General features: G+C 55.4%; 19 protein-coding genes. 13 read left to right on the forward strand and 6 right to left on the reverse strand.

All coding sequences use genetic code 11. The features are described from left to right. Nucleotides 1–18: 18 nt before the first annotated feature. Together ACNKU7_RS05460 and ACNKU7_RS05465 are read right to left on the reverse strand one after the other, a co-directional pair. Nucleotides 19–642: an L-threonylcarbamoyladenylate synthase gene (locus tag ACNKU7_RS05460; protein WP_418295953.1), complete on the reverse strand. Its 624-nt coding sequence runs from the start codon at nucleotides 640–642 to the stop codon at nucleotides 19–21. Between the two features lie 127 nt (nucleotides 643–769). Beyond that, entirely contained in the window at nucleotides 770–1,684 is a 915-nt protein-coding gene (locus tag ACNKU7_RS05465; RefSeq protein WP_418295954.1) for a PHP domain-containing protein, read from the reverse strand. A 258-nt stretch (nucleotides 1,685–1,942) separates the two neighbouring features. Here ACNKU7_RS05465 and ACNKU7_RS05470 point away from each other — a divergent pair, with 258 nt between their 5' ends. From ACNKU7_RS05470 to ACNKU7_RS05525, 12 genes are all read left to right on the forward strand, one after another. After that, the gene (locus ACNKU7_RS05470) at nucleotides 1,943–2,722 is read left to right on the forward strand and encodes a VC0807 family protein (protein WP_418295955.1); all 780 of its coding nucleotides are present in this window, start codon (nucleotides 1,943–1,945) and stop codon (nucleotides 2,720–2,722) included. A gap of 44 nt (nucleotides 2,723–2,766) precedes the next feature. Next, nucleotides 2,767–3,066 (forward strand): YciI family protein, encoded by a 300-nt coding sequence (locus tag ACNKU7_RS05475; protein WP_418295956.1) that lies wholly within the window; start codon nucleotides 2,767–2,769, stop codon nucleotides 3,064–3,066. 56 nt (nucleotides 3,067–3,122) lie between these two features. Further along, on the forward strand, nucleotides 3,123–3,794 hold the full coding sequence (locus ACNKU7_RS05480) for a TIGR04211 family SH3 domain-containing protein (protein ID WP_418295957.1): 672 nt from the start codon (nucleotides 3,123–3,125) through the stop codon (nucleotides 3,792–3,794). A 136-nt stretch (nucleotides 3,795–3,930) separates the two neighbouring features. Next, the gene (locus tag ACNKU7_RS05485) at nucleotides 3,931–4,551 is read left to right on the forward strand and encodes a peptidylprolyl isomerase (protein WP_418295958.1); all 621 of its coding nucleotides are present in this window, start codon (nucleotides 3,931–3,933) and stop codon (nucleotides 4,549–4,551) included. After that, complete coding sequence (locus ACNKU7_RS05490; protein ID WP_418295959.1) at nucleotides 4,548–5,303, forward strand: pyridoxine 5'-phosphate synthase; 756 nt, start codon at nucleotides 4,548–4,550, stop codon at nucleotides 5,301–5,303. The genes ACNKU7_RS05485 and ACNKU7_RS05490 overlap by 4 nt, the downstream gene beginning before the upstream one ends. After that, nucleotides 5,304–6,212, forward strand: a complete 909-nt coding sequence (locus ACNKU7_RS05495) for a Rossmann-like and DUF2520 domain-containing protein (protein ID WP_418295960.1) — start codon at nucleotides 5,304–5,306, stop codon at nucleotides 6,210–6,212. It abuts the gene before it with no gap. Next, nucleotides 6,209–6,979 (forward strand): TrmH family RNA methyltransferase, encoded by a 771-nt coding sequence (locus ACNKU7_RS05500; RefSeq protein WP_418295961.1) that lies wholly within the window; start codon nucleotides 6,209–6,211, stop codon nucleotides 6,977–6,979. The genes ACNKU7_RS05495 and ACNKU7_RS05500 overlap by 4 nt, the downstream gene beginning before the upstream one ends. A 370-nt stretch (nucleotides 6,980–7,349) precedes the next feature. Continuing rightward, a complete protein-coding gene (locus tag ACNKU7_RS05505; RefSeq protein ID WP_418295962.1) occupies nucleotides 7,350–8,429 on the forward strand; it encodes a hypothetical protein in 1,080 nt (359 codons plus the stop codon). Next, nucleotides 8,429–9,199, forward strand: coding sequence for a hypothetical protein (locus ACNKU7_RS05510; protein ID WP_418295963.1), 771 nt, complete (start codon nucleotides 8,429–8,431; stop codon nucleotides 9,197–9,199). The genes ACNKU7_RS05505 and ACNKU7_RS05510 overlap by 1 nt, the downstream gene beginning before the upstream one ends. A gap of 255 nt (nucleotides 9,200–9,454) precedes the next feature. Continuing rightward, the gene (locus ACNKU7_RS05515) at nucleotides 9,455–10,558 is read left to right on the forward strand and encodes an OmpA family protein (protein ID WP_418295964.1); all 1,104 of its coding nucleotides are present in this window, start codon (nucleotides 9,455–9,457) and stop codon (nucleotides 10,556–10,558) included. A gap of 693 nt (nucleotides 10,559–11,251) precedes the next feature. Beyond that, entirely contained in the window at nucleotides 11,252–12,724 is a 1,473-nt protein-coding gene (locus ACNKU7_RS05520) for an adenylate/guanylate cyclase domain-containing protein (protein WP_418295965.1), read from the forward strand. Between the two features lie 64 nt (nucleotides 12,725–12,788). Then, on the forward strand, nucleotides 12,789–13,817 hold the full coding sequence (locus ACNKU7_RS05525) for a tetratricopeptide repeat protein (protein WP_418295966.1): 1,029 nt from the start codon (nucleotides 12,789–12,791) through the stop codon (nucleotides 13,815–13,817). Between the two features lie 109 nt (nucleotides 13,818–13,926). On the opposite strand, the gene xrtE is transcribed toward ACNKU7_RS05525, so the two are convergent. The 4 genes from xrtE to guaB form a co-directional block, all read right to left on the reverse strand. Next, complete coding sequence (xrtE, locus tag ACNKU7_RS05530) at nucleotides 13,927–15,570, reverse strand: exosortase E/protease, VPEID-CTERM system (RefSeq protein WP_418295967.1); 1,644 nt, start codon at nucleotides 15,568–15,570, stop codon at nucleotides 13,927–13,929. A gap of 105 nt (nucleotides 15,571–15,675) precedes the next feature. Then, nucleotides 15,676–16,011, reverse strand: a complete 336-nt coding sequence (locus ACNKU7_RS05535) for a hypothetical protein (protein WP_418295968.1) — start codon at nucleotides 16,009–16,011, stop codon at nucleotides 15,676–15,678. 817 nt (nucleotides 16,012–16,828) lie between these two features. Then, nucleotides 16,829–18,406, reverse strand: coding sequence for a glutamine-hydrolyzing GMP synthase (guaA, locus tag ACNKU7_RS05540; protein WP_418295969.1), 1,578 nt, complete (start codon nucleotides 18,404–18,406; stop codon nucleotides 16,829–16,831). A gap of 120 nt (nucleotides 18,407–18,526) precedes the next feature. After that, entirely contained in the window at nucleotides 18,527–20,011 is a 1,485-nt protein-coding gene (gene guaB, locus ACNKU7_RS05545) for an IMP dehydrogenase (RefSeq protein WP_418295970.1), read from the reverse strand. 160 nt (nucleotides 20,012–20,171) lie between these two features. On the opposite strand from guaB, the gene xseA reads away from it, so the two are divergent. Further along, nucleotides 20,172–21,527 (forward strand): exodeoxyribonuclease VII large subunit, encoded by a 1,356-nt coding sequence (gene xseA / locus ACNKU7_RS05550; protein ID WP_418295971.1) that lies wholly within the window; start codon nucleotides 20,172–20,174, stop codon nucleotides 21,525–21,527. Nucleotides 21,528–21,589: the final 62 nt, after the last annotated feature.

Consider the following 21,589-nt stretch of genomic DNA (forward strand, 5'->3'; position numbering starts at 1 on the left):
CGCGATTATACATCAGTGTCAGCCGATTATTTCATCAATCGCACCGCATCCCTGGCGGATCAGCACCGCTTCATCACCCGTCAGATCCACCACCGTAGTGGCCTCCAGGCCACAGAAGCCGCCGTCGATGACAAGCTCCACCTGATGTTCCAGGGTTTCGCGAATATCATAGGGATCCGTCAGAGGCTGCTCGTCACCGGGCAGGATCAGGCTGCACGTCATCAGGGGCTCCCCCAATGCTTCCAGCAGCGCCTGGGCAATGGCGTTATCCGGGACGCGCAACCCGATGGTCTTGCGCTTCGGGTGAAGCAGCCTGCGCGGCACTTCCGAGGTCGCCGGCATAATGAAGGTGAACGGCCCCGGCGTATGGTTTTTCAGCAGCCGGAACATCTGGTTGTCCACTTTCGCATAGCTGGCCAGTTCGGACAGATCCCGGCACATCAAGGTGAAGTTGTGGTCTTTGTTCAGCTGGCGCATCGCCCTGATACGCTCTACCGCAAGCTTTTCGCCCAGCCGACAACCCAGCGCATAGGCTGAGTCCGTGGGAAAGGCAATAATCCCACCGGACGCGACGATATCGGCCGCCTGACTGATCAGGCGTGCCTGCGGATTCTCTGGGTGAATTTGAAAAAACTGTGCCACTGCTTACCCCCTGTAACCACCTGGCAATCCTGCTAGGAAGACACACCAGCACAACGGGCTGCCGCTCCCTGAAGAATAAAGAATTAGAACCACACCGAAACTGACCGTCCGGTACCCCGGACGGATTTCAGTTTGAATTTTGCTTGGCGCCAGTTTGCCACAGATTCCACACTGGCTCGACGCCTGCCGGCAGGCGGACGCCACCCAATTCGCGCCAGGGCTGATCTGGCTGATGGAAGTCACTGCCGAGCGAAGCGCGAAGATCCCACCCCTCTACCGAGACCCGCTCCAGCAAAGAGAGAATTTCCCGGGTCTGTACCGGGTTTTGCTGCCCGCAGACCACTTCGACCGCCTGCCCCCCAGCCGCAGCAAAATCCATCAAAAGTGCCAATAGGCGTGTACGCGTCAGTCCATATTTGAGCGGATGAGCCAGGATGGCGCTGCCACCCGCGGCCCGAATACTCCTGATAGTGTCATCCAGTTGCGGCCACTCGACCGATACGTCACCGACTTTCCCGGCACCCAGATAGCGCTTGAATGCGCGTGCCATGCTATCCACATGCCCAGCATCGACCATCCAGCGGGCAAAATGCGGACGCCCGATCACCGCCCCTTCAGCCAGGGCCTGAGCCCCCGCCAAGGCACCATGAAAACCACGCTTTTCCAGCTTTTCGGCGATTATTTCTGCCCGTTCCTCACGCAATTTATCGCGCAACGTAACGGCTGAGAGGATTTCCGTGGACTCATGGTCAAAATTCAGCCCTACGATATGTACAACCCGCTTCCCCCAGCACGCCGTGAATTCCACCCCCGGGATCACCGCCAAATCGTCGCCATGCCCTGCCAGGATCGCCTCGTTTACCCCGGCAACCGTATCGTGATCCGTCAGTGCCAACAGGCTCACACCCTGGCATTTTGCCCTCGACACCAGCGCTGCAGGGCTTAAAATACCGTCCGACGCAGTACTGTGGCAGTGCAGGTCGATCTGGCCGCTCAGGGCTTGATCATTGAGGCCGGGAGGTCTTTCGAGGACTGAGTTCATTGCTACATACTTTCTGAGGATCGGTTGTGGACGCCATTCTTACAGTACAGTGGCAGTACCGTGAGATGCTCGCAACCGATTTGGAATCTGCGGGTCATATTGACCGTGGAACATTCGCCGATACCGACGGTCTGAGAACTTCCGAGTTCGAGCGGCCCCGGCACAGCGGTTTCAGGGATAACGCCCCGGTTGCGGGGATCCATTTTCGCCGCTGACAGCTGTTGTGTCAGCCAGCGGGCATTATCACCGGAACAGAGTATGACCGAAACCAACCAGAGCAGTTCTCACAAAGCAGGTATCGAGGCAGTAACGCCCGAAACCGGCACGCAGCCCCAGAACAGCCAGGCCCAGAAAAACCCGCAGAAAGAAAGCCTGCTGGGCAACCTGGTGCTCAATATCATCCTCCCTACCCTTATTCTGACCAAGCTGTCCGGTGACAACTGGCTCGGAACCAAGTGGGCCATTGTGGTCGCGCTGGCATTCCCTCTCGTCTATGGCCTCTGGGATCTGCGCCGCTCGGGCAAGGTCAACTTTTTTTCAGCACTCGGGATTGTCAGCATCCTGCTGACGGGCGGTATGAGCCTGCTGGAGCTGGACGCAAAATACATTGCCATCAAAGAGGCTGCCATTCCGGGCCTGCTGGGCATCGCCACTATCGCCTCCCTATACACGCGCTGGCCCCTGGTGCGCACACTGCTGTACAACGAGCGCATCCTGGATACCGCAAAGATTGCCCGAGCCCTGGAAACCCGCGGCAATACGAACCTGTTCGAGCGCACGCTGCAGCAGGCGTCCTGGATGATCGCCGGTTCCTTTTTCCTGTCCTCGACGCTGAACTACATTCTCGCCGAGGTACTGCTCAAGAGCCCGCCGGGAACCGAAGCCTTTAACGAAGAACTGGGTAAAATGACGGCCCTGAGCTTTCCAGTAATTGCATTACCGGCCACCATCATCCTGATGCTGGTTCTGGTATTCCTTTTCCGCCGTATCGGTAAGCTCACCGGGCTCACCCTCGAAGAAATCATGGTTCAGCAGTAGCTGCAAGCCAACCACCAAAAACATAAAGGATCGAGTAACCGTCTATGTGGTATGCCATCATCAGTCAGGATGTGGAAAACAGCCTGCCGCTGCGTAAATCCGCCCGCCCTGCGCACATCGAGCGTCTGAATACATTGAAGGATGAAGGACGCCTGCTGATTGCCGGGCCGCACCCCGCGATCGATAGCGAAGATCCCGGCGAAGCCGGCTTTACTGGCAGCCTCGTCGTAGCCGAGTTCCCTAGCCTGGAAGATGCAAAAAAATGGGCGGACGCGGATCCTTATGTAGAAGCGGGTGTCTATGCCTCCGTAGCCGTAAAGCCATTCAAACTGGTTCTACCCTGATAATCCACCATAAAAACACGCATAAGCGAATGCCCAACCGACCGATGAAAACACTGTTGAAATCTATTTCCGCCCTTGCCCTGTTAACTGCTGCCGCCACCAGCCAGGCGATCAGCTCCGAGCGCTATATTACCGACGAACTCCACGTCCCCATGCGCTCAGGCCAGGGCAATGAATTCCGCATCCTGCACCGCGGCCTGCCAAGCGGCACCAAACTGACGCTGCTGCAGGACTCTCCTGATACTGGCTGGGCGCAGGTGCGCACGCCGGGTGGTGAAGAAGGCTGGGTTCGCCGCCAGTACCTCGAAAGTGAGCCTGTCGCCAAGATCAAACTTGAAAAGGCAGAAGAGCGCCTGCGTCATATCGAGAGCCTGCAGGGCAACCTCGGTGTGGAAGTGCGCAGGCTGGAGGAAGAGAACGGCCAACTCTCCGCTGCACTCAAGACCGAGCAAGCGCGCGCGGAACAGCTGTCAAAAGAACTGAAAGAATTGAAAAGCCTTTCCGCCGATGCCGTGTCACTCAACCAGCGCCACCAGAAGCTGCTCAACCAGCACGAGCTGCTGAAGCAAAAGCAGACGATGAACGAGGCGGAAATCCAGCGTCTCAGCGGCAGCGAGACCCAAAAGTGGTATATGTATGGCGCCCTTTCCGTGCTCATGGGCGCGATCCTTGCCATGATTGCCCCGCATTTCCGCCCGCGGAAGCGCAACTCCGAGTGGGCCAACTGAAGAGGGAGGCACAGCGCTTTCCTCTGCAACTGCGAGCCGGTTAGAATTCCCAAACCGGCTTTTGAAGCCCGGTCCATTGACCGGGCTTTTTCATTACAAGAACAGTCAATATGACACTTTGGCCATGGACATAACGATGAAATTCTCGGCTTTTTATTCTTCCCTGCTTAAAACGCTCGCCAGCACCCTGCTGGTTGCGGCGGTTCTGAGCAGCGCCCTGACCGCTCACGCCGCGACCAATAATCCCCGGGTCGAGCTGGAAACCGACCTCGGCACGATTGAACTGGTGCTCTACCCGGACAAGGCACCAAAAACCGTAGAAAACTTCCTCGCCTATGTGGACAGCGGTTTTTATGACGGAACCATTTTCCATCGCGTCATTCCGGGGTTCATGGCGCAAGGCGGCGGTTATACCTTCGACTTCCAGGAAAAAACCACCCGCGAACCCGTCGAAAATGAATCGGCCAACGGCCTGTCCAATGCCCGCGCCACCATCGCAATGGCCCGCACCAACGACCCGGACAGCGCGACCGCCCAGTTCTTTATCAACCTGGTGGACAACAGCCGCCTGGATGGCAGCACCGAAAGACCCGGGTACACCGTATTTGGCAAAGTATTGCTGGGAATGAGCGTTGTGCAGCAAATTGCCGCAGAACCACGCGGTCAGCACCGGGCGTTTCCTGACGCCCCGAACGTCCCAGTGCGTATACTGAAGGCCAGAAGTAAAGTCACTGACACTGGAGGCTCCGACCAGTGATTGCGTTAAGCGTCAACCTGAACAAAATTGCACTGATCCGTAATTCCCGCGAAGGCAATTACCCGGATGTCGTCGCCCACGGCCGCACATGCCTCGATGCCGGCGCCGATGGCATTACCGTGCATCCACGCCCCGACCAGCGCCATATCCGCCCGGATGACGTGCGCGGGCTGGCGAAACTTTGCCAAAGCCGCGCCGTGGAATTCAATGTCGAGGGCAATCCCTTTGCCGATGCCATGGGGAGTTATCCGGGCCTGTTGCCGCTGGTGCTGGAGACCCAACCCCAGCAGTGCACCCTGGTGCCAGACAGCAACGATCAGCTCACCTCCGATCACGGCTTTGACCTCGGCCGCGATGGCGAACGCCTGGAGCCCATTATTCGATCACTGAAAGATGCGGGAATCCGGGTCAGCCTGTTTATGGATCCAGACCTTGACCAGATAACCCGAGCGCGGGAAGTAGGTGCGGATCGCATCGAACTCTACACTGGCCCCTACGCGGAGGCTGTGACACAGCAAAGCCCCGACATCGAGCGCATCTTTGCCACCCACTGCGCCGCGGCAGAACATGCACTGACCCTCGGCCTGGGAGTCAATGCCGGCCACGATCTGAACCTGATCAACCTGCCCCGCTACCGCACACTGCCCGGCCTGCAGGAAGTGTCCATCGGCCACGCCCTCACCGTCGACGCCATCAGCATGGGGCTGTCGAATGCGGTGAACGCATACGTCAACTGCCTGGCAGGCAAGTAATTGCAGACACGACCTCTTACTCTTAACATCATCGGCGCCGGCAGGCTGGGCAAGACGCTTGCGCGCCTGTGGCAGGATCGAGGGATATTCTCGGTTGCAGGCCTGTGCAATCGCAGCCGGGAATCAACCCAGGCTGCCGTTGATTTTATTGGTGCAGGCGACGTATACAGCGACATCATGTCCATGCCTGAGGCCGATTGTTGGCTGATCGCTACCGGCGATAACGAGATAGCCACATCCGCCCATAGGCTGGCCGAGCGATTCAGTGCCCGCGGAAGCCTGAAAGGTACCACAGCAGAGAGCCGGCCCCTGATATTCCACTGCAGCGGTGCCCTACCCGCTGCCGCACTGAATGCATGCCGCCCAGCAGCCATTGCCAGCGCACACCCGGTGCACAGTTTTGCCGATCCCGAGCGATCACTAACAACACTGCAAGGCAGCACGGTAGCCTTGGAAGGCGACGATACAGGCACTCAGGTATTGCGCGGCGCATTTGCCATGCTTGGCTGCGACACACTGTCGCTCAGCCCGGAACAGAAACTGCTGTATCACACCGGCTCCGTCATGGCGTGCAACTATTTAACGGTACTGCTCGACCTGAGCCTGCAAACACTGGCCGCTGCCGGAATCGATGAGCAGACTGCACGCAAACTTCTGGAACCGATCGTAACCCAGACAGTGCGTAACAATTTCGCCCTGGGCCCCGCCCACGCGCTCACAGGCCCAGTAGCTCGCGGAGACGCTGAAACCGTCCAAAAACAATTACAGGCCCTGCAAAAAACCGACAGGGCAATCGCCGAGATCTATCGCCAGCTGGGCCTCGCCGGGGTTGAGCTTGCCCAAAAAACCGATCTCAGCGATAACCAGGCCAATCAGCTGCAAAGCATTCTACGAGAACAGGCAAAGTGACCGACTCCCCCGAATACCGCAAAAAACGTGCATTTTTTGACAGCCTGCTGACCATTTACGGCCGCAAGCCCGTATTGGAAGCACTGGAAGATAAAAACCTTCCAGTACATAAACTACACCTCGCAGAGAGCAACAGAAAAGACCAGCTCATCAGCCGTATCGAGGCCATCGCCAGCGAGCGCCAGATAGAGGTAGCCTACTGTGATCGCAAGAGCCTTTCGCGTATTTCCAAGAATTCAAAGCAGGACCAGGGAGTAGCTCTCGATTTAGCGCTCCCCAAATACGGTAGCGCCGAGGCTTTTCTGCGCGACGAGACGGACGGCACCTTCCAGCTACTGGCTCTGGACGGCATTACCAATCCGCAAAACCTAGGGATGATCATCCGCTCCGCATGCGCTGGCGGCATCGATGGCATTATCCTGCCACGCAAAGGCTGCGCACAGATTGACCCGCTGGTAATCAAAGCCAGTGTCGGCACTTTGTTCAAAACTCGCATCCTACGCTGTGACCGCCTTGCCCCGATCCTGGGTGAGTTCGCTACCAAGGGAACCCAGGTAAACGCCCTCTCCTCCCATGCGAAAGACACGCTACGCGATATTGATGATAAGCGCTCACATATATTTGTGTTGGGCAATGAAACCCAGGGTGTCAGCGAAGCGGTCAATCAGGCCTGCACCCACCGCTTGCGCATCCCCATGCAAAATGGAGTGGAAAGTCTGAATGTTGCGGTGACAGCCGCACTGATCTGCTTTCGCAATCAGCTCTAAGCCATCCAGACCAAATCAATAAACCGCTTTATTTACCCATCGAGTGTAATCGTAAATAAAGCGGCTCAAATATGTAGTGCAAGCTAACCTGCCTATATGTACCAATTAAATCGACACCCATAAAAATATCAACAACACACATAACACCTGCGTACCAATAAATTAAAGTCCGACTTAGCTTCTACACGACCAAACTTACGTCTTAATAAACCACTCCGCTACAAACAACAGCCCTCCGCGTAAATGCAGCCCCAAAACAGCCACAAGGTCACAGCGATAAATTATTACTACTGCGATATCTTTTATATTCCGAAAACTCCTATAGAATCCACACCAGCAATATATGTTAAATGCGATAAGGAATGTCGACATGAAGACAGCTTTAAGTGGCGCACCCAAGATTGATTTTAAGCGCTTCGTTTACTTCTCCCCCGTCACCAAAGGCAAGGAAGGCCGCCAAGTCTTAATCGACCCTCAACTACTTCCCAAGTTTTTGTCCCTCGTGAATATCGATCAACCAAATGGACAAAGCGCGGTTAGAAAAATTGAACAACTGCGCGCTATTGGTGGTGGAATTAAAAGCCATCAGCATATCAACAACGCCATGCTGCACATGGACAAAATCGAAAACCTTGAGGTTTACTACAAAATAGTTCAGCAAAGTGGCGACAACAGCTTGCAGCCAGGGGTTTACATCACCGACATCAACAATAGCTCCGAAGCCAATGGCAGTCTGCCAGGGGTTTACAACGTGATACCGGGCCACACCCCTAAATTCACACAGAATACATTTTTTGAGTATGACCAAGCGGCTATAGGTTCCGCAAAGAGCTCCCAAGAATTATATGATTTGGCTGCCCCCTGGATCGATAAAGGAGAATATGGGGAGAAAAGCAAATTATCCCTTTTCTTTATTCCAGAGGCACTGGCTAATGGATTTGGTTGCTGGGTAACCCCCGAGCAAAAAACCTTTGATTCGGAAAAAGCGTCTATCAATTTAGCCAAGACCTTGGAAACCACGCAGAAACACCGTATATCGGTAAAAAAAGGCACTGGCGCTCGCCTCCGAATTGTGGGCGATGGGAGTAAGCTATTAGCCCGCGCACTTGAACTAACAAAGGGGCATATGGACAAGCTGGAGCTTCAGTTTATCGACCCCACCATAGATCTACAGCCAGTACTTGCAAAATTACAACGTGTCAGCGCCAATCTCGTCTCTCGCTCAATTATCAGCACTTCTCGCAAAAGCCAACTAAGCCTGGCCGCCACCCAGTACAAAGTGCAAAGCCAATTGAAAGCCATGGGACGGGATCAGGATGCAAAGCAGCTACAAGAATCTACCGCCAACAGCGTTACCGCTCTGAGAGTAGGGAAGGCTCAAGTACACCATCAGAATGCCTACTTCCTTAATGCAGTAACTCAAGCCAATAAACTCGGGAAGTGGGGCTGATGGACAGGGAAGAAAAACTCATACAGAGCCTCCACGATCCCTTTGAGGAGGCATCGTTGCAGCAGTTCGACCTTTCGGGCAATGATTTGTGGGTACCGATCCCGATTTACCAAAGACCACCCAGAACTGCCTCTGCGACCATAGACATTTTTAACCCGAGTGACCTGCCAGAGGGGTCAGCGGAAGGTTATCGCCGCTTAGATTTGCTGGTGACTCGCTGGGCTTATCATTTTGTACGAGCCTCCTCTCCGGGTGAGCCATTGCCCGGGGCAATGAACTTGTGCATTATGCTTACCCACGATGTCGAACCATTTTTTTCTGGCAATTTACTGGATCCTCAGGTTTTGCGTAATTGTTTGATCTATCGAGGGCAAGTGTCAGAGAAGTTATTGCTGGAGTCGGCAGTAGAAGCAGCCAACTTTATGGGCAAACCAGCTCCCACTAGATCAGGTTATATTTTCCCCTGCCTTGATAGCGATTTTAGTGAAGTTGAAATAAACGGAGTGCTATTTCAACGGTCAATAGTCGGCGATGGTGATGTCGGATTACTAGTATGCGAATACCATCTCGCCATTTCACCTGAGCATTATCTTATGTTTCGCTTAAGCCCCGACGGCTTTCTCAAAGAAGGCGGCTTCGGCGACACAAAGCAAGAGCGCCAACTGTTCGCCAACCGCCTCGCCGACGATGCAATGCGCAGAATCCGCTTTATGCCATCACCGCAACTGCAGGAACAAAAGCAGCAGTTTCAAAAGGCGCAAACCGCTTAAACCAGGGCGAAGCGCTTTATTGCTCCCAGCCCGCTACGCGGGTCCGGGAGCATGTTGCCGCCATTTTGCGGCAACTCCCGCCAATCGTGCCGGCATTCACTGGCAAAGTCGCAGCGATCAACTAAACAGTATGCTGTAACGCTGTTTTCGACTATCTCGCCAATATTGCACCCGACATCCAGGCATACAGAGAACAGCATTCTCCATATGAATAATCTGCCTAGTGCGGGAACAATAACGTCAAGGAAGGCTTCTATGCGACCGAGCAAACTACTGGGAATTACCCTGATTACCACTGTGGCCGCCAGTACCCAGGTGCTGGCGCAGGAAGACCGCTATGTCGATATCATGCCCTTTTTAAGCAGGGTCGATAAGGATCGACTTACCGAGCGGCAGGCCTGGGGCGCGCGTAGCGCTTTCGGTTGGGGATGGGGGGGCAACTGGTTTTCTGAAGTCCAGCTGTTTGGCGCCCAGCTTGAGAGTGAGGAATACCTGACGTTCGACTACCTGGGCCCCGCCCCTGCACCGGCCAACCCATACCTCCCGAGTGGCGACATAGAGCTATCCGGGCTCGGCTTTGACATGGTGTACAGCTTTGCCGGCCGCAATGGCTATTCACCCTATGTGCTCGGCGGAATCGGTGCTTCCCACAACAACTATAAGAAGAAGTACCCGTTTCGGGGTGCAGACGAAACCAATGCGTTCTTTAACTTTGCCGCCGGCATAACAACCGGCGCTATCAGCGAAAGCGGCCTCAAGGTGCGCGCCGAGGTGCGGTACCTGCGAGATTATTTCGCTAGTGACATGAGCGACTGGCAGTTTGGGCTGGGTATTAGCATCCCCCTAAATTGCCCGCCTGTTGCCACCGCGGTATATGCTGAGCCTCCCAAAGAGCCGGAAGATGAAAAGCCTGAAATCGTGAATACCGACGGCGACGGCGATGGCATCCTTGATCGTAACGATCGCTGCCCCGGCACCCTCCCCGGTGCCGAAGTCGATAGCGATGGCTGTGTCGTGGCCAATCAGGCTATCGCGCTGGAAAACATCCAGTTTGAGTTCAACTCTGCGGTATTGACCCCCTCAGCCAGAACCGCACTCAATAGCGTTGTGCAATCGCTGCGCAACCAACCCAACAGTCAGGTTGAAGTGGCGGGCCACACGGACAGCCGCGGCAATGACGACTACAACCTGCGCCTGTCGCACAAACGCGCCAATTCCGTACGCAGCTACCTCGTGAACAATGGGGTCAACGCGAACCGTATTAGTGCACAGGGCTACGGTGAGACTCAGCCGGTAGCCTCTAATGCAACAGATGCCGGTCGCGCACAGAACCGACGAGTCGAAATGCGCTTCCGCTAGCGGGTCAACAGGGCAGCCTTGGCCTGAGTAGCACAAAACCCGGCAAACGCCGGGTTTTTTTATTCACAATCCACAGAATCTGTGGATATGTCTGTGAGCAACTATCGGGAAAACGCCGCCAAGGCCCGTAGCTGCGTCGCGACCTTAGAGTGTATCTTTTTTGACCAGATTAAATTTTCTATCAAAATCAATAAGTTACAATTAACTTCAAATCAGTATTGACAAATTTCGAAGCTAACCTCAACACTCAAAAAGATTAATGAACGCTGTGGAAAGCTTTTTCACCTAGTCCTTTGTGGCCATTAATTTCCTGCCTCACCGCCACTCAATTAGTGGCTGTACAGTCATTGCACATTTCGATCATCAAATTGACATACACCTTGAACGCGGTGAATTAAACGCTCCAGAGTGCCTGAAAGCCGGCAGATCCTTTCATCGCCAGTAGCGAATACACGTGTTTATTGATCCAGCCAGTAAAGTGAACGCTGGGTTCGCGGATGAGGAGGCACATTCCGCTCATCAATCCAGCCCGGACTGACAGACAAACACTTGTGGACTGGTCTTACCCCCGGTCAATAGCTGGTATAGTCCCCCTTTTCCCCTCGCCCGAACACCGGTGACAACTAATGGAGAACGGCCCTGTTGATCGCTAAGGCCAAAGCCACTCTGAAGCACATTGCCAATGGCCTGCATTTGCGCCTGACCCGGCTCAAGCCCGGTCACGTCCCGATCGCTTTCAAATTGGCGCTGACCATGACCCTGTTACTGGTGCTGGGGATGGCGAGCCTCGGACTGTTTATCAGCGACAGCCAGAACCGGCTGATTCGCGCACAGCTCGATGATTTCGGGACTACCATGGCTCTCCAACTGGCAAAACTGGCGAGCGAGCCTATTTTGTCGGAGAACAACCTCAACCTGCGAATGCTGACCACCAACCTGGGCCAGGATGGAAAAGTTCTGGGCGCAGGGATCTACGGACATGACGGCGAATTGTTATCTGCCACTGGTATCCAGCCCGATCTGCCCTCGCTCCCCCTGTCATCAGCTGACGTGGCATCCCGTTCCTGGTACCAGAATGCGGCCGATGGGGATCCAGAACGATTAATCAGCTTTATCGCCCCGGCCTCTTATCAGGGGGTTAGGGTCGGTTCTGTGGTAGTCACCCTCTCCGCGTCCCTAATGGATCAGGCGGCCACCCGGGCCCGCGATGCCATCATCTATGCCACCCTCGCCATGACCGTGCTGGCTTCATTATTCGCTTACTGGCTGAGCCGGCGCTTGTCCTTACCCATCCACCACTTGATGGAGGCGACCCGGGCCATCGGGCGCGGAGACCTGGCGACGAGGATCGACCAGCAGCGCAATGATGAAATCGGCTTTTTGTTCGAAGGTTTCAACAATATGGCCGCGGGATTGCTGAAGAAGTCCCAGGTCGAGCAGGTATTTTCCCGCTACGTGTCGAAAAACGTTGCCGACAAAGTATTGGCCAATCTTGACGAGGTTCGCCTGGTTGACCGACCAATCGAGGCTACGGTTCTGTTCGCCGATATTTCCGGTTTTACCGCGATGTCAGAAAAGCTTCAGCCAAGCCAGGTCTCTGAACTGTTAAACGAGTATTTTTCTTATATTTCGAGCGCCTGCTCGGTGTATGGCGGGGTGGTCGACAAATTTATCGGCGACTGTGCAATGCTTGTATTTGGCGTATTGGAAGAGGACACGGACCACGCATTCAATGCGGTTAGCTGTGCCGTCCTGATCCAGCAGCTGGCAGCGCGCTTAAACGAAAAGCGCCGCGCCGACGGCAAGCCTGAAGTACACTTTCGCATTGGTATCAATAGTGGCGCCATGTTGGCCGGTAACCTGGGCTCCGATGAACGAATGGAATACACCGTGGTTGGCGATTCGGTAAACCTGGCTTCCCGGCTGTGCTGTGAAGCCGAGCCAGATCAAATCATTATCCGAAAACAACTGTTCACCATGCTTCAGCCTCGCATCTTGGCGCGAGCCGGGCAAAAGCTGCAGATCCGCGGTAAGTCCGCACCAGTACAAATTTATTCGGTAGAAAATATCCACCACGACGATCAACCACTACTTCACGCCAACTTGAACAAAGTTTTGAACTTTAGAAACAGCCGAAGGAGCGAACGGACTATTGACCATGCGTGATTGCCGAATAGCGCTTGTATGGTTTCTGCTGTTGCCCCTGCTTCCGGCCTGCAGCCTGGCGCCAATGAAACAGCAGACGCTGGAAGGGTTTCCGCCCGACACATTGCAACAGATTCGCCGGCAATCGGCGCAACTCGAACGCCTGCAGCATCAGGCTGTCTCGACCCCAGCTCGCCAGCAGGAGCTCAAACAGTTACAGCGCAGCCTGCGGCAGTTCGAAAACGACGTGATTCGCGTGGCGAGTCGCCTGGAGCAGCAGGAAGACTGGCATGGCGCAGAGCAGATTTTCGATGGTGCGATAAGGGTACTGCCGGAAAGCCAGCCTTTAATTAGTGCGCAGCGAGAGTTGGCGGAACGGCGCCAGCTGCACGAAGCTCGCGTCCGCATGGAACTTGAGATCCATCGTGGCGAACAGCTGCAGAAAGACGTCGCCGCCTATGAGCGACTGAAGCAGCTGCAAGGCCCGGATTTTCTGACCTGGCTGGAATTAAAGAATTTTCACCGCCAACGCCGGGCCTCGGCACAAGCACTGCAGCAACATGCTCAACTGGCGCTGGAACGGGGGGACTACGTTCTGGCACACCGCGCCCTGACGATTGCCCAGGATCTTTACGGAATTGACCTTGAGCAGGATAACAGTCAACGCGAACAATTGGATCGTGACCTTAAGCTAGCAAATAGTCACCTCCGCCCAGCGAAGCGCCAGCCCGAAAGGCGCCCCCAGAAAAGTGAAGCCCCCCTTCCTGTCGAAGCATTAAAAGATGCACTGGACGCTGGTGACTTGTTGAGCGCAAGACAGCACCTGAATCAGCTGGAGCAACGATCACCACAACACCCGCAATTACAGCCCCTGCAAACAAAATTTCACACGCAGGTAACAAACCGGGTACAGGCAGCGATCAAGCGAGGCAATGATTTATACAGCCAAGGCCATATCGAGCGCGCCTTGGCCGTATGGCGAGAGGCCAAACCTCTCGATCCGGAAAACGTTCAATTACTGGCCAACATCGCCAGAGCAGAGAAGGTACTGCGAAATCTCCGCGCACTGTCAGCACCAGCGGGCTCAGAGCCACAGGCAGCGGAGAGGCAGTGAACAGTTGGCCAATGGCTCAGCACGCCATCGCTGTCTGCAAGCCCGCGGCGCACGTTCCTATCTAGCCGGATCGAAAAACAGCCCCCTCCTCGGCCCTGTTGCGTCTACGCTAAATCAAACTCCACTGGCCACTGAGCGCGGCAAACAAAAATACGATTAAGTTAGTAGTAGCGTGTGCCAGAATCGCATCACCGATATGCTGAGAGCGCAAACGCACAAAGGCATAAGCAAGCCCTGCAACCGTGCCCGCCACCCATGCACCATGCAATGCCCCAAAGGCCAGAGAAGATACCAGGACGGCGACTGCTGACGATGCCAAACTGCCGCGAGTATAGTTTGGCGAGCGGTTGAGCTTGCACAGTAAATACCCGCGAAACGCCAATTCTTCCGCGATAGGCACGGTGATTACCGCCCCAAAAAATCGAAACACCAACCATAAGCCTGACCAGAACATCGGAGCGGATTGCAGGTGTTCGAGAAACATCCGGTCGGCTTGAGGCCCACTATTAAATAGCATGGCTATCCAAATCCCGGCTACGGCTATGCCGGCAACAACCGGCAATGGAGTGAGACGATATGGGAACAGGCGTAGAACAGGCCAAAACCAGATTAGCGCAAGCAATACGGCGATCACGCGTACGGGATAAAACCAGATAAACCCGGACGACAACGCCGATGTCACCAATACCGCTGCCAGCAACGCCACCAAGGGCATTAGCATCGCAACAGCCTGCTCGCTATTGGCTGGCGCCAGTGGATATGGGGCCCCGGGTACTAGATTAGCCGTTTCAACAACGCCTGTCTGCATCACAAAGCGCCAGCGACCTGCAAACCAGAGCAGACCCAACGAAGTCAGGATGAATGCGATCCACCCAGCCTGAGAGTGAAACCCTCCGATAGCCACATCCGCCGACCAGTAGTAGCCGATCGCAATCAAAACCGCAATCCGTACCGCATTCAGTAGCCAAATTGCAGCAATTCCCATTGGAAACAGTGCAAATGCGCGAGGAAAGCGGAATTCGGAACGATTGATATACAGGTATAGCGCCAAAAACGCTGTGATCAGCGCAATACCCTCGTAACCGGAACATGCCGGCGCCACACTGACGACAAAATCACCCAATCCCAGAAGCTTCTCGCTCTGCGCCACGACCACAAGCTCCGTATCAAATAGGCCGAGCAAGCTTGAAGCGAGGGAAAATGTTAGGCTGTTCAACGGCTCCCATAGCCGGCTCGCCAAACCAGAAAACAGCCAGACCAACGCCGAGATCACCGCTGCGACAAACACCGGTTTCCGATATCGCGCCAAAGTTCCCAACCAAAACCGCACGGGTGCAAACATCAGTAACCAGCACCACAAACTCGATAACAGCGCGCCTCCCCATATCAGGAAGGCAAATGGATCCGTTTGATTCGCACTTCCAGCGAAATCAAAAATCGTTATTGAGGTCTGTACGAGCAGCCAGTAACTCAACAGTTGCGGCGGAAGATATACACCCACACGCCTAAAATCTGCCTCAAGCTGAATATTTTTCCAAAGCGCAGTTAAATCTTGCTTTAGCAACAGCCCCATCAGCACAACAAACAGCACGGCAATTTTGGCAACCTGCCCCAGGTAGCCGAATGATACCCGCCACCCATCGGCTGCCCCTTCCATCACCAGCGTATAGGCGTCAAAGCGCTGGCTCACATACATCAACTGCGACACCAGCAAAAACACAAGGCCAATCTGTAATACGACTTTACGATGCATAAACCAAAGGCTTTCCGTAACCAATTGATCTCGAAGGATACTTCCAGCAAAAAAAACCCCGGCAGTACGCCGGGGTGTTGACACTATTTATTTGAGATTCAGATCCTATTTGGCAGCGCGCCTTTCTCGACGAATAGCGACCAGCCCCGCCAACAGCGCAAATGCGACACCTGCCCCGGCTGCATCAATTTCAGGAACAGAATGCGCCTTCTCCCCTCCCGATTGCTCACCGTCACCCCGGTGCTTTTCATTCCGGTGCTTCTCATTCCGGTGCTTCTCATTCCGGTGCTTGTCATCCCGGTGCTTGTCGTCCCGGTGCTTATCATCCCAGTGCTTGTCACCATGATGGCCTCGTTTTCCATCATGGGGGCCGTCGCCCGCAAAGCTCAAAGGCGACGCAATCAATAACAAGGCCAAGGTGGCGTATAGATATCTTTTCATTGACTCCTCCATTAAATACCGCTGTTTCCCCAGCGAGCACCCACTCAAGTTCTACTCCATGAACCGGATCAATGCTCATTTACTTCAAGCAACCGGTAACCAAATACAACACCTGCTATATTTGTTCATTTCTCAACCAGCTATAACGCTACAAGCACTTCAAGATCCTGCGCACCGTCAAACGGTAGGAATACTTGGCATAGCTCTGCAACTGTCGTAAGCGAAGAACTAATTTCCTAAAACAAGCCATGTACACCTCTGTGCTTGAGCCCCGAACGTTACCCAGCCGCCCATCCAATAACCAACCCAATCAGAATCCGCCAAAAGCAAAGTAGCGGCCTCTTAAAGTTGTTTAGGTCTTCCCTGAACAGAAAACAGGTGGACAAAAGACAAGATGAAAACGTGACCAAAATCAAATTAAAGGTGAGACAAGCCTCTAGCTTTAGCCTGTATCGGCAGAATAAACGCCCTTTCAACCCCGGTCTAGTAGACTGCAGCATCAGGGAACTACTCGACAGCAATAATCGGCGCCGAATTCTACGCAGATTGATTTGAAGCGCTCAGTTCCTCCGCATTCGATCATTTCCAGACATTCAAACACAGTAATTAGTGCCACAGTGGCTTACCGGCAACAGGTCAAGAAGACCGCGAGTTTGCCCTCACTGTGATATCAGGAGCGAAAGCGTACAGAGCGCTTTCACCAAAGTGATTTTCGATCACATGATTAAAATACGAGGAAAAATTCGCGCAGAAGAGGAGAAACGAAGTCCGGGGAAAGAAGACCCGCCGGCAGGCTGCCGGCGGGATCAGAGAGGGATTACTCCCACTCAATAGTTGCTGGCGGCTTGCTGGAAACGTCGTAAGTCACACGGGAGATATGCTCGATCTCGTTGATGATCCGGTTGGATACCTTCTCGATCAGCTCATATGGGAGATGCGCCCAGCGCGCGGTCATGAAATCGACGGTTTCGACCGCACGCAGTGCCACCACGTATTCATAGCGGCGGCCATCACCCACGACACCCACGGATTTGACCGGCAGGAACACCACAAAGGCCTGGCTGGTCTTGTGGTACCAGTCCGCCTTGTGCAGCTCTTCGATAAAAATCGCGTCAGCTTCACGCAGGATATCCGCGTATTCTTTTTTCACTTCACCGAGAATACGCACGCCGAGGCCCGGTCCCGGGAACGGGTGACGGTAGACCATGTCATACGGCAGGCCCAGCTCCAGGCCGATCTTGCGCACCTCATCCTTGAACAGTTCTCGCAGGGGTTCCACCAGCTCAAACTGCATGTCTTCCGGCAGGCCACCCACATTGTGGTGCGACTTGATCACGTGTGCCTTGCCGGTTTTCGCAGCAGCAGACTCGATCACATCTGGATAGATAGTGCCCTGGGCGAGGAACTTCACATCCTGCAGTGCGGCGGCTTCCTTGTCGAAAATTTCGATGAAGGTGTTGCCGATGATCTTGCGCTTGGCTTCTGGCTCGTCGACACCAGCAAGGCGGGACAGGAATGCCTCTTCCGCATCACTGCGAATCACGCGTACGCCCATGTTGTCAGCAAACATCTGCATGACCTGGTCGCCTTCGTTTTTACGCAGCAGGCCGTTGTCCACGAACACACAGGTCAGCTGGTCGCCGATGGCTTTATGCAGCAGCGCCGCTACCACAGAGCTGTCGACACCGCCGGACAGGCCCAACAGTACTTTCGAGCTGCCTACCTGCTCACGCACCTTGGCGATGGAGTCTTCAATAATGTTCTCCGGGGTCCACAGCTTTTCACAGCCGCACAGCTCGATGACGAAGTGTTCGTAAATTCGGGTGCCCTGCAGGGTGTGAGTCACTTCCGGATGGAACTGTACACCGAAGAAATTCTTTTCCGCGTGGTACATACCGGCAATCGGACAGGAAGGGGTGGAAGCCATCAGCTCGAAGCCTTCCGGCATTTTCACTACTTTGTCACCGTGGCTCATCCACACATCCAGCAGCGCCTTGCCGTCTTCCGCAAGGTGATCCTTGATGTCGTGCAGCAGCGCGGACTGGCCTTCCACTTTCACCTGCGCGTAACCGAATTCGCGCACATCACTTCCCTGTACAGCGCCGCCCAGCTGATGCGCCATAGTCTGCATGCCGTAGCAGATTCCGAGCACCGGCACACCCAGGTCGAAGACCACTTCCGGCGCGCGCGGTGAACCGGCTTCCGGCACTGATTCAGGGCCACCGGCGAGGATGATACCTTTTGGGTTGTACTCTCGAATTTCCTCTTCGGTCATATCGAAGGCACGAATTTCAGAGAAAACCCCAAGCTCACGCACACGGCGGGCGATCAGCTGGGTGTACTGGGATCCGAAGTCGAGAATCAGGATTCGGCTGGCGTGAATATCTTGCGTCATGGCTTACTCGGTAACAGGTTTTATAAACAGCAAACGGACCCTTAAGGGTCCGTTTGCTGTTCACTTACAGTGACTTCTCATTACTGCTTGCGGATACAACCCCGCAAGAACTTCCGTTAATTAGCGGCCACCTACGGGATAGTTGGGCGCTTCTTTGGTGATCTGGACATCATGCACATGGGATTCGCCCATGCCCGCCGCGGTGACACGCACAAACTGCGGCTTGGTACGCATGGTTTCCATGTCGATGCTGCCGGTATAGCCCATCGCTGAGCGCAGGCCACCCATCATCTGATGCACGATCGCTGAGATCGGGCCTTTGTATGGCACACGACCCTCAATGCCTTCCGGCACCAGTTTTTCTGCGCCCTTGCTGGCATCCTGGAAGTAGCGGTCGGACGACCCCTGGGTACGGGACATGGCACCCAGAGAGCCCATGCCACGGTAGGACTTGTAGGTTCGCCCCTGGTACAGCTCCACCTCGCCCGGCGCCTCTTCGGTACCGGCAAACATGGAGCCCATCATTACCGCGTAAGCACCCGCAGCAACGGCTTTGGAGATATCGCCGGAGAAGCGAATACCACCGTCAGCGATGAGCGGTACCCCGGTACCTTCCAGCGCCTTGGCAACTTCGGCAATTGCCGTCACCTGGGGAACGCCGATACCGGTAACGATACGGGTTGTACAGATCGAACCAGGGCCAATACCCACCTTTACGGCGTCTGCACCAGCTTCAGCGAGAGCCAGAGCTGCTTCGCCGGTAGCGATATTGCCGCCGATCACGTCGACCTGCGGGTACATTTCCTTGATACGGCGCACGCGGTCAATCACGTTTTTACTGTGGCCGTGGGCGGTATCCACCACCAGCACATCCACACCCGCTTCCACCAGTGCCGCGACGCGGTCATCGGTATCCGGGCTGGTGCCAACAGAGGCGCCAACACGCAGGCGGCCATCGCTGTCTTTACAGGAATTGGGGTACTGCTCGGCCTTGTTGTAATCCTTGACGGTGATCAGGCCGCGCAGCTCGAACTTGTCGTTCACTACCAGCACTTTTTCAATGCGGTGCTTGTGCAGCAATTCGCGCACTTCTTGCGGAGCGGCACCTTCATCGCAAGTAACCAGACGCTCTTTCGGCGTCATGATACTGGCAACGGAGACATCCAGATTGGTCTGGAAGCGCACGTCGCGGCTAGTGACGATACCGACCAGGTTGCCCTTTTCCATCACCGGCACGCCGGAAATGTTGTGGTGGCTGGTAAGTGCGATCAGCTCGCGGACGGTAGCGTCAGACTCGATGGTGATCGGGTCTTTTACAACACCGGCCTCGAATTTTTTCACTGCACGCACCGCAAGCGCCTGCTCTTCGATGGTCATGCTCTTATGGATAATGCCGATACCGCCTTCCTGGGCCAAAGCAATGGCCAGGCGGGACTCGGTCACCGTATCCATAGCAGCGGATACCAGCGGAATATTCAGGGTAATATTGCGCGACAGTTTGGTCTTCAGGGAAACATCCTTGGCTGTGACCTCGGAATAACCGGGCACAAGAAGGACGTCGTCGAAAGTGAGGGCTTCGCGCGCGATGCGCAGAGATTCAGACATGGACACTCAAACCTCTAGGGAGCGGGAATGGGTATCGGCGCGATTATAGCCGTAACTTTCCGCGAAACAAAAGCCTATTTCGCTTTTAAAGTCGATTCTCTTTACCTCGTGTCCGATACTTGCAATATTGGCCGCCTTTTCAAAGTCTGACGAGCCCAAAATGCTACCAACGCCCCCCAATGACCAACAACCCGGCAACATGCAGGGCCGCAGTGTCCTATCGGTCAGCGATCTCAACCGGGAGGTGAAGCACCTCCTGGAAGGCAGCGTACCCCTGCTCTGGGTCGGCGGGGAAATCTCCAACTTTGCCGCCCCCACATCCGGGCACTGGTACTTCACCCTCAAAGACGCGCGTGCCCAGGTTCGCTGTGCCATGTTCCGCGGTCGCAACCGCAGTGTGCGATTTACCCCAAGCAATGGCCGCGAAGTCATCGCCCGGGCACGGGTGAGCCTGTATGAAGGCCGGGGGGAATTCCAGCTCATCATCGAACATCTCGAGGAAGCCGGACTCGGGGCCCTGATGCGGCAGCTCGACGCCCTCAAGGCCCGACTGCAGCAGGAGGGGCTGTTCGAACTCGCACGCAAGAAGCCACTGCCTTACCTGCCCGCCACCATCGGGATCATCACCTCCCCTACCGGGGCCGCCATCCGCGACATGATCCACGTGCTGGGACGTCGCTATCCGGCGGCCAAAATAGAACTGCTACCGGTAGCGGTACAGGGACAGGGCGCAGCACAGCAGATTGCCAGCGCCATCCAGCTTGCCGGGCGGCTGCAACGGCACGACCTGCTGATCGTGGGGCGCGGCGGCGGCTCCCTGGAAGACCTGTGGGCCTTCAATGAAGAGGTCGTCGCCCGCGCTCTGGCCAATTGTCCGATACCCACCATTTCCGCTGTAGGGCACGAGACAGACAACACCCTGGCGGATCTCGTGGCCGACGTGCGCGCACCAACTCCGTCTGCCGCAGCGGAGATCGCCAGCGCCAATGCCGCCGCCCTGCTGGAAGACGTCACCAGCACAGGACTGCGGCTGCAGAGGGCCATGCAACTGCAGCTTCGTCACCTCGACCAGCAAGTGAAGCTGGTCAGCAACCGGATTCGTCACCCGCGCGAACAGCTGCAGAACCGGGCCCAGCGACTGGATCATCTGGAAATCCAGCTGCGGGCGCTGGTACGCCAATACATGACCGCCAACCGCCAGCGGCTGCTACACACAGAGCGCGCAATTGCCCAGGCGCATCCGGCGCACAGGATCGCCCAGCATGCACGACAACTCGATCTGTACAGGGATCGCCTACAGAAAGCAACGACTCGGCTGTTGCAGCACAAGCGCGAGCAAACGGCGCACGGCGCGCAACTACTGCACTCGGTCAGCCCCCTGTCTGTACTGGATCGCGGCTACGCCATTGTGCGTGACGAACAGCAACGGGTAATACGCGATGCCAGCCAGTTGCGCCCGGGCCAACGTGTCCATGCCCGCCTGGCGAAAGGCGAATTCGCAGCAACCGTCGACTGACCCCGCCTCCTCTCAAGGGGGCCATGGCTATTCAGCCCCAGGCTTACCGACGGCGGCTTCCC

Origin of the sequence: Microbulbifer weihaiensis (assembly GCF_048323715.1) — a bacterium.
Taxonomy (GTDB): domain Bacteria; phylum Pseudomonadota; class Gammaproteobacteria; order Pseudomonadales; family Cellvibrionaceae; genus Microbulbifer.

Excerpts from the sequence above, each read along its gene's own strand:
- ACNKU7_RS05535 (WP_418295968.1), bottom strand. The coding sequence starts at position 16,011 with ATGAAAAGATATCTATACGCCACCTTGGCCTTGTTATTGATTGCGTCG.
- xrtE (WP_418295967.1), bottom strand. The coding sequence starts at position 15,570 with ATGCATCGTAAAGTCGTATTACAGATTGGCCTTGTGTTTTTGCTGGTG.
- xseA (WP_418295971.1), top strand. The coding sequence starts at position 20,172 with ATGCTACCAACGCCCCCCAATGACCAACAACCCGGCAACATGCAGGGC.
- ACNKU7_RS05485 (WP_418295958.1), top strand. The coding sequence starts at position 3,931 with ATGAAATTCTCGGCTTTTTATTCTTCCCTGCTTAAAACGCTCGCCAGC.
- ACNKU7_RS05470 (WP_418295955.1), top strand. The coding sequence starts at position 1,943 with ATGACCGAAACCAACCAGAGCAGTTCTCACAAAGCAGGTATCGAGGCA.
- ACNKU7_RS05465 (WP_418295954.1), bottom strand. The coding sequence starts at position 1,684 with ATGAACTCAGTCCTCGAAAGACCTCCCGGCCTCAATGATCAAGCCCTG.
- ACNKU7_RS05505 (WP_418295962.1), top strand. The coding sequence starts at position 7,350 with ATGAAGACAGCTTTAAGTGGCGCACCCAAGATTGATTTTAAGCGCTTC.
- ACNKU7_RS05515 (WP_418295964.1), top strand. The coding sequence starts at position 9,455 with ATGCGACCGAGCAAACTACTGGGAATTACCCTGATTACCACTGTGGCC.
- guaB (WP_418295970.1), bottom strand. The coding sequence starts at position 20,011 with ATGTCTGAATCTCTGCGCATCGCGCGCGAAGCCCTCACTTTCGACGAC.
- ACNKU7_RS05510 (WP_418295963.1), top strand. The coding sequence starts at position 8,429 with ATGGACAGGGAAGAAAAACTCATACAGAGCCTCCACGATCCCTTTGAG.
- ACNKU7_RS05475 (WP_418295956.1), top strand. The coding sequence starts at position 2,767 with ATGTGGTATGCCATCATCAGTCAGGATGTGGAAAACAGCCTGCCGCTG.
- guaA (WP_418295969.1), bottom strand. The coding sequence starts at position 18,406 with ATGACGCAAGATATTCACGCCAGCCGAATCCTGATTCTCGACTTCGGA.
- ACNKU7_RS05525 (WP_418295966.1), top strand. The coding sequence starts at position 12,789 with ATGAAACAGCAGACGCTGGAAGGGTTTCCGCCCGACACATTGCAACAG.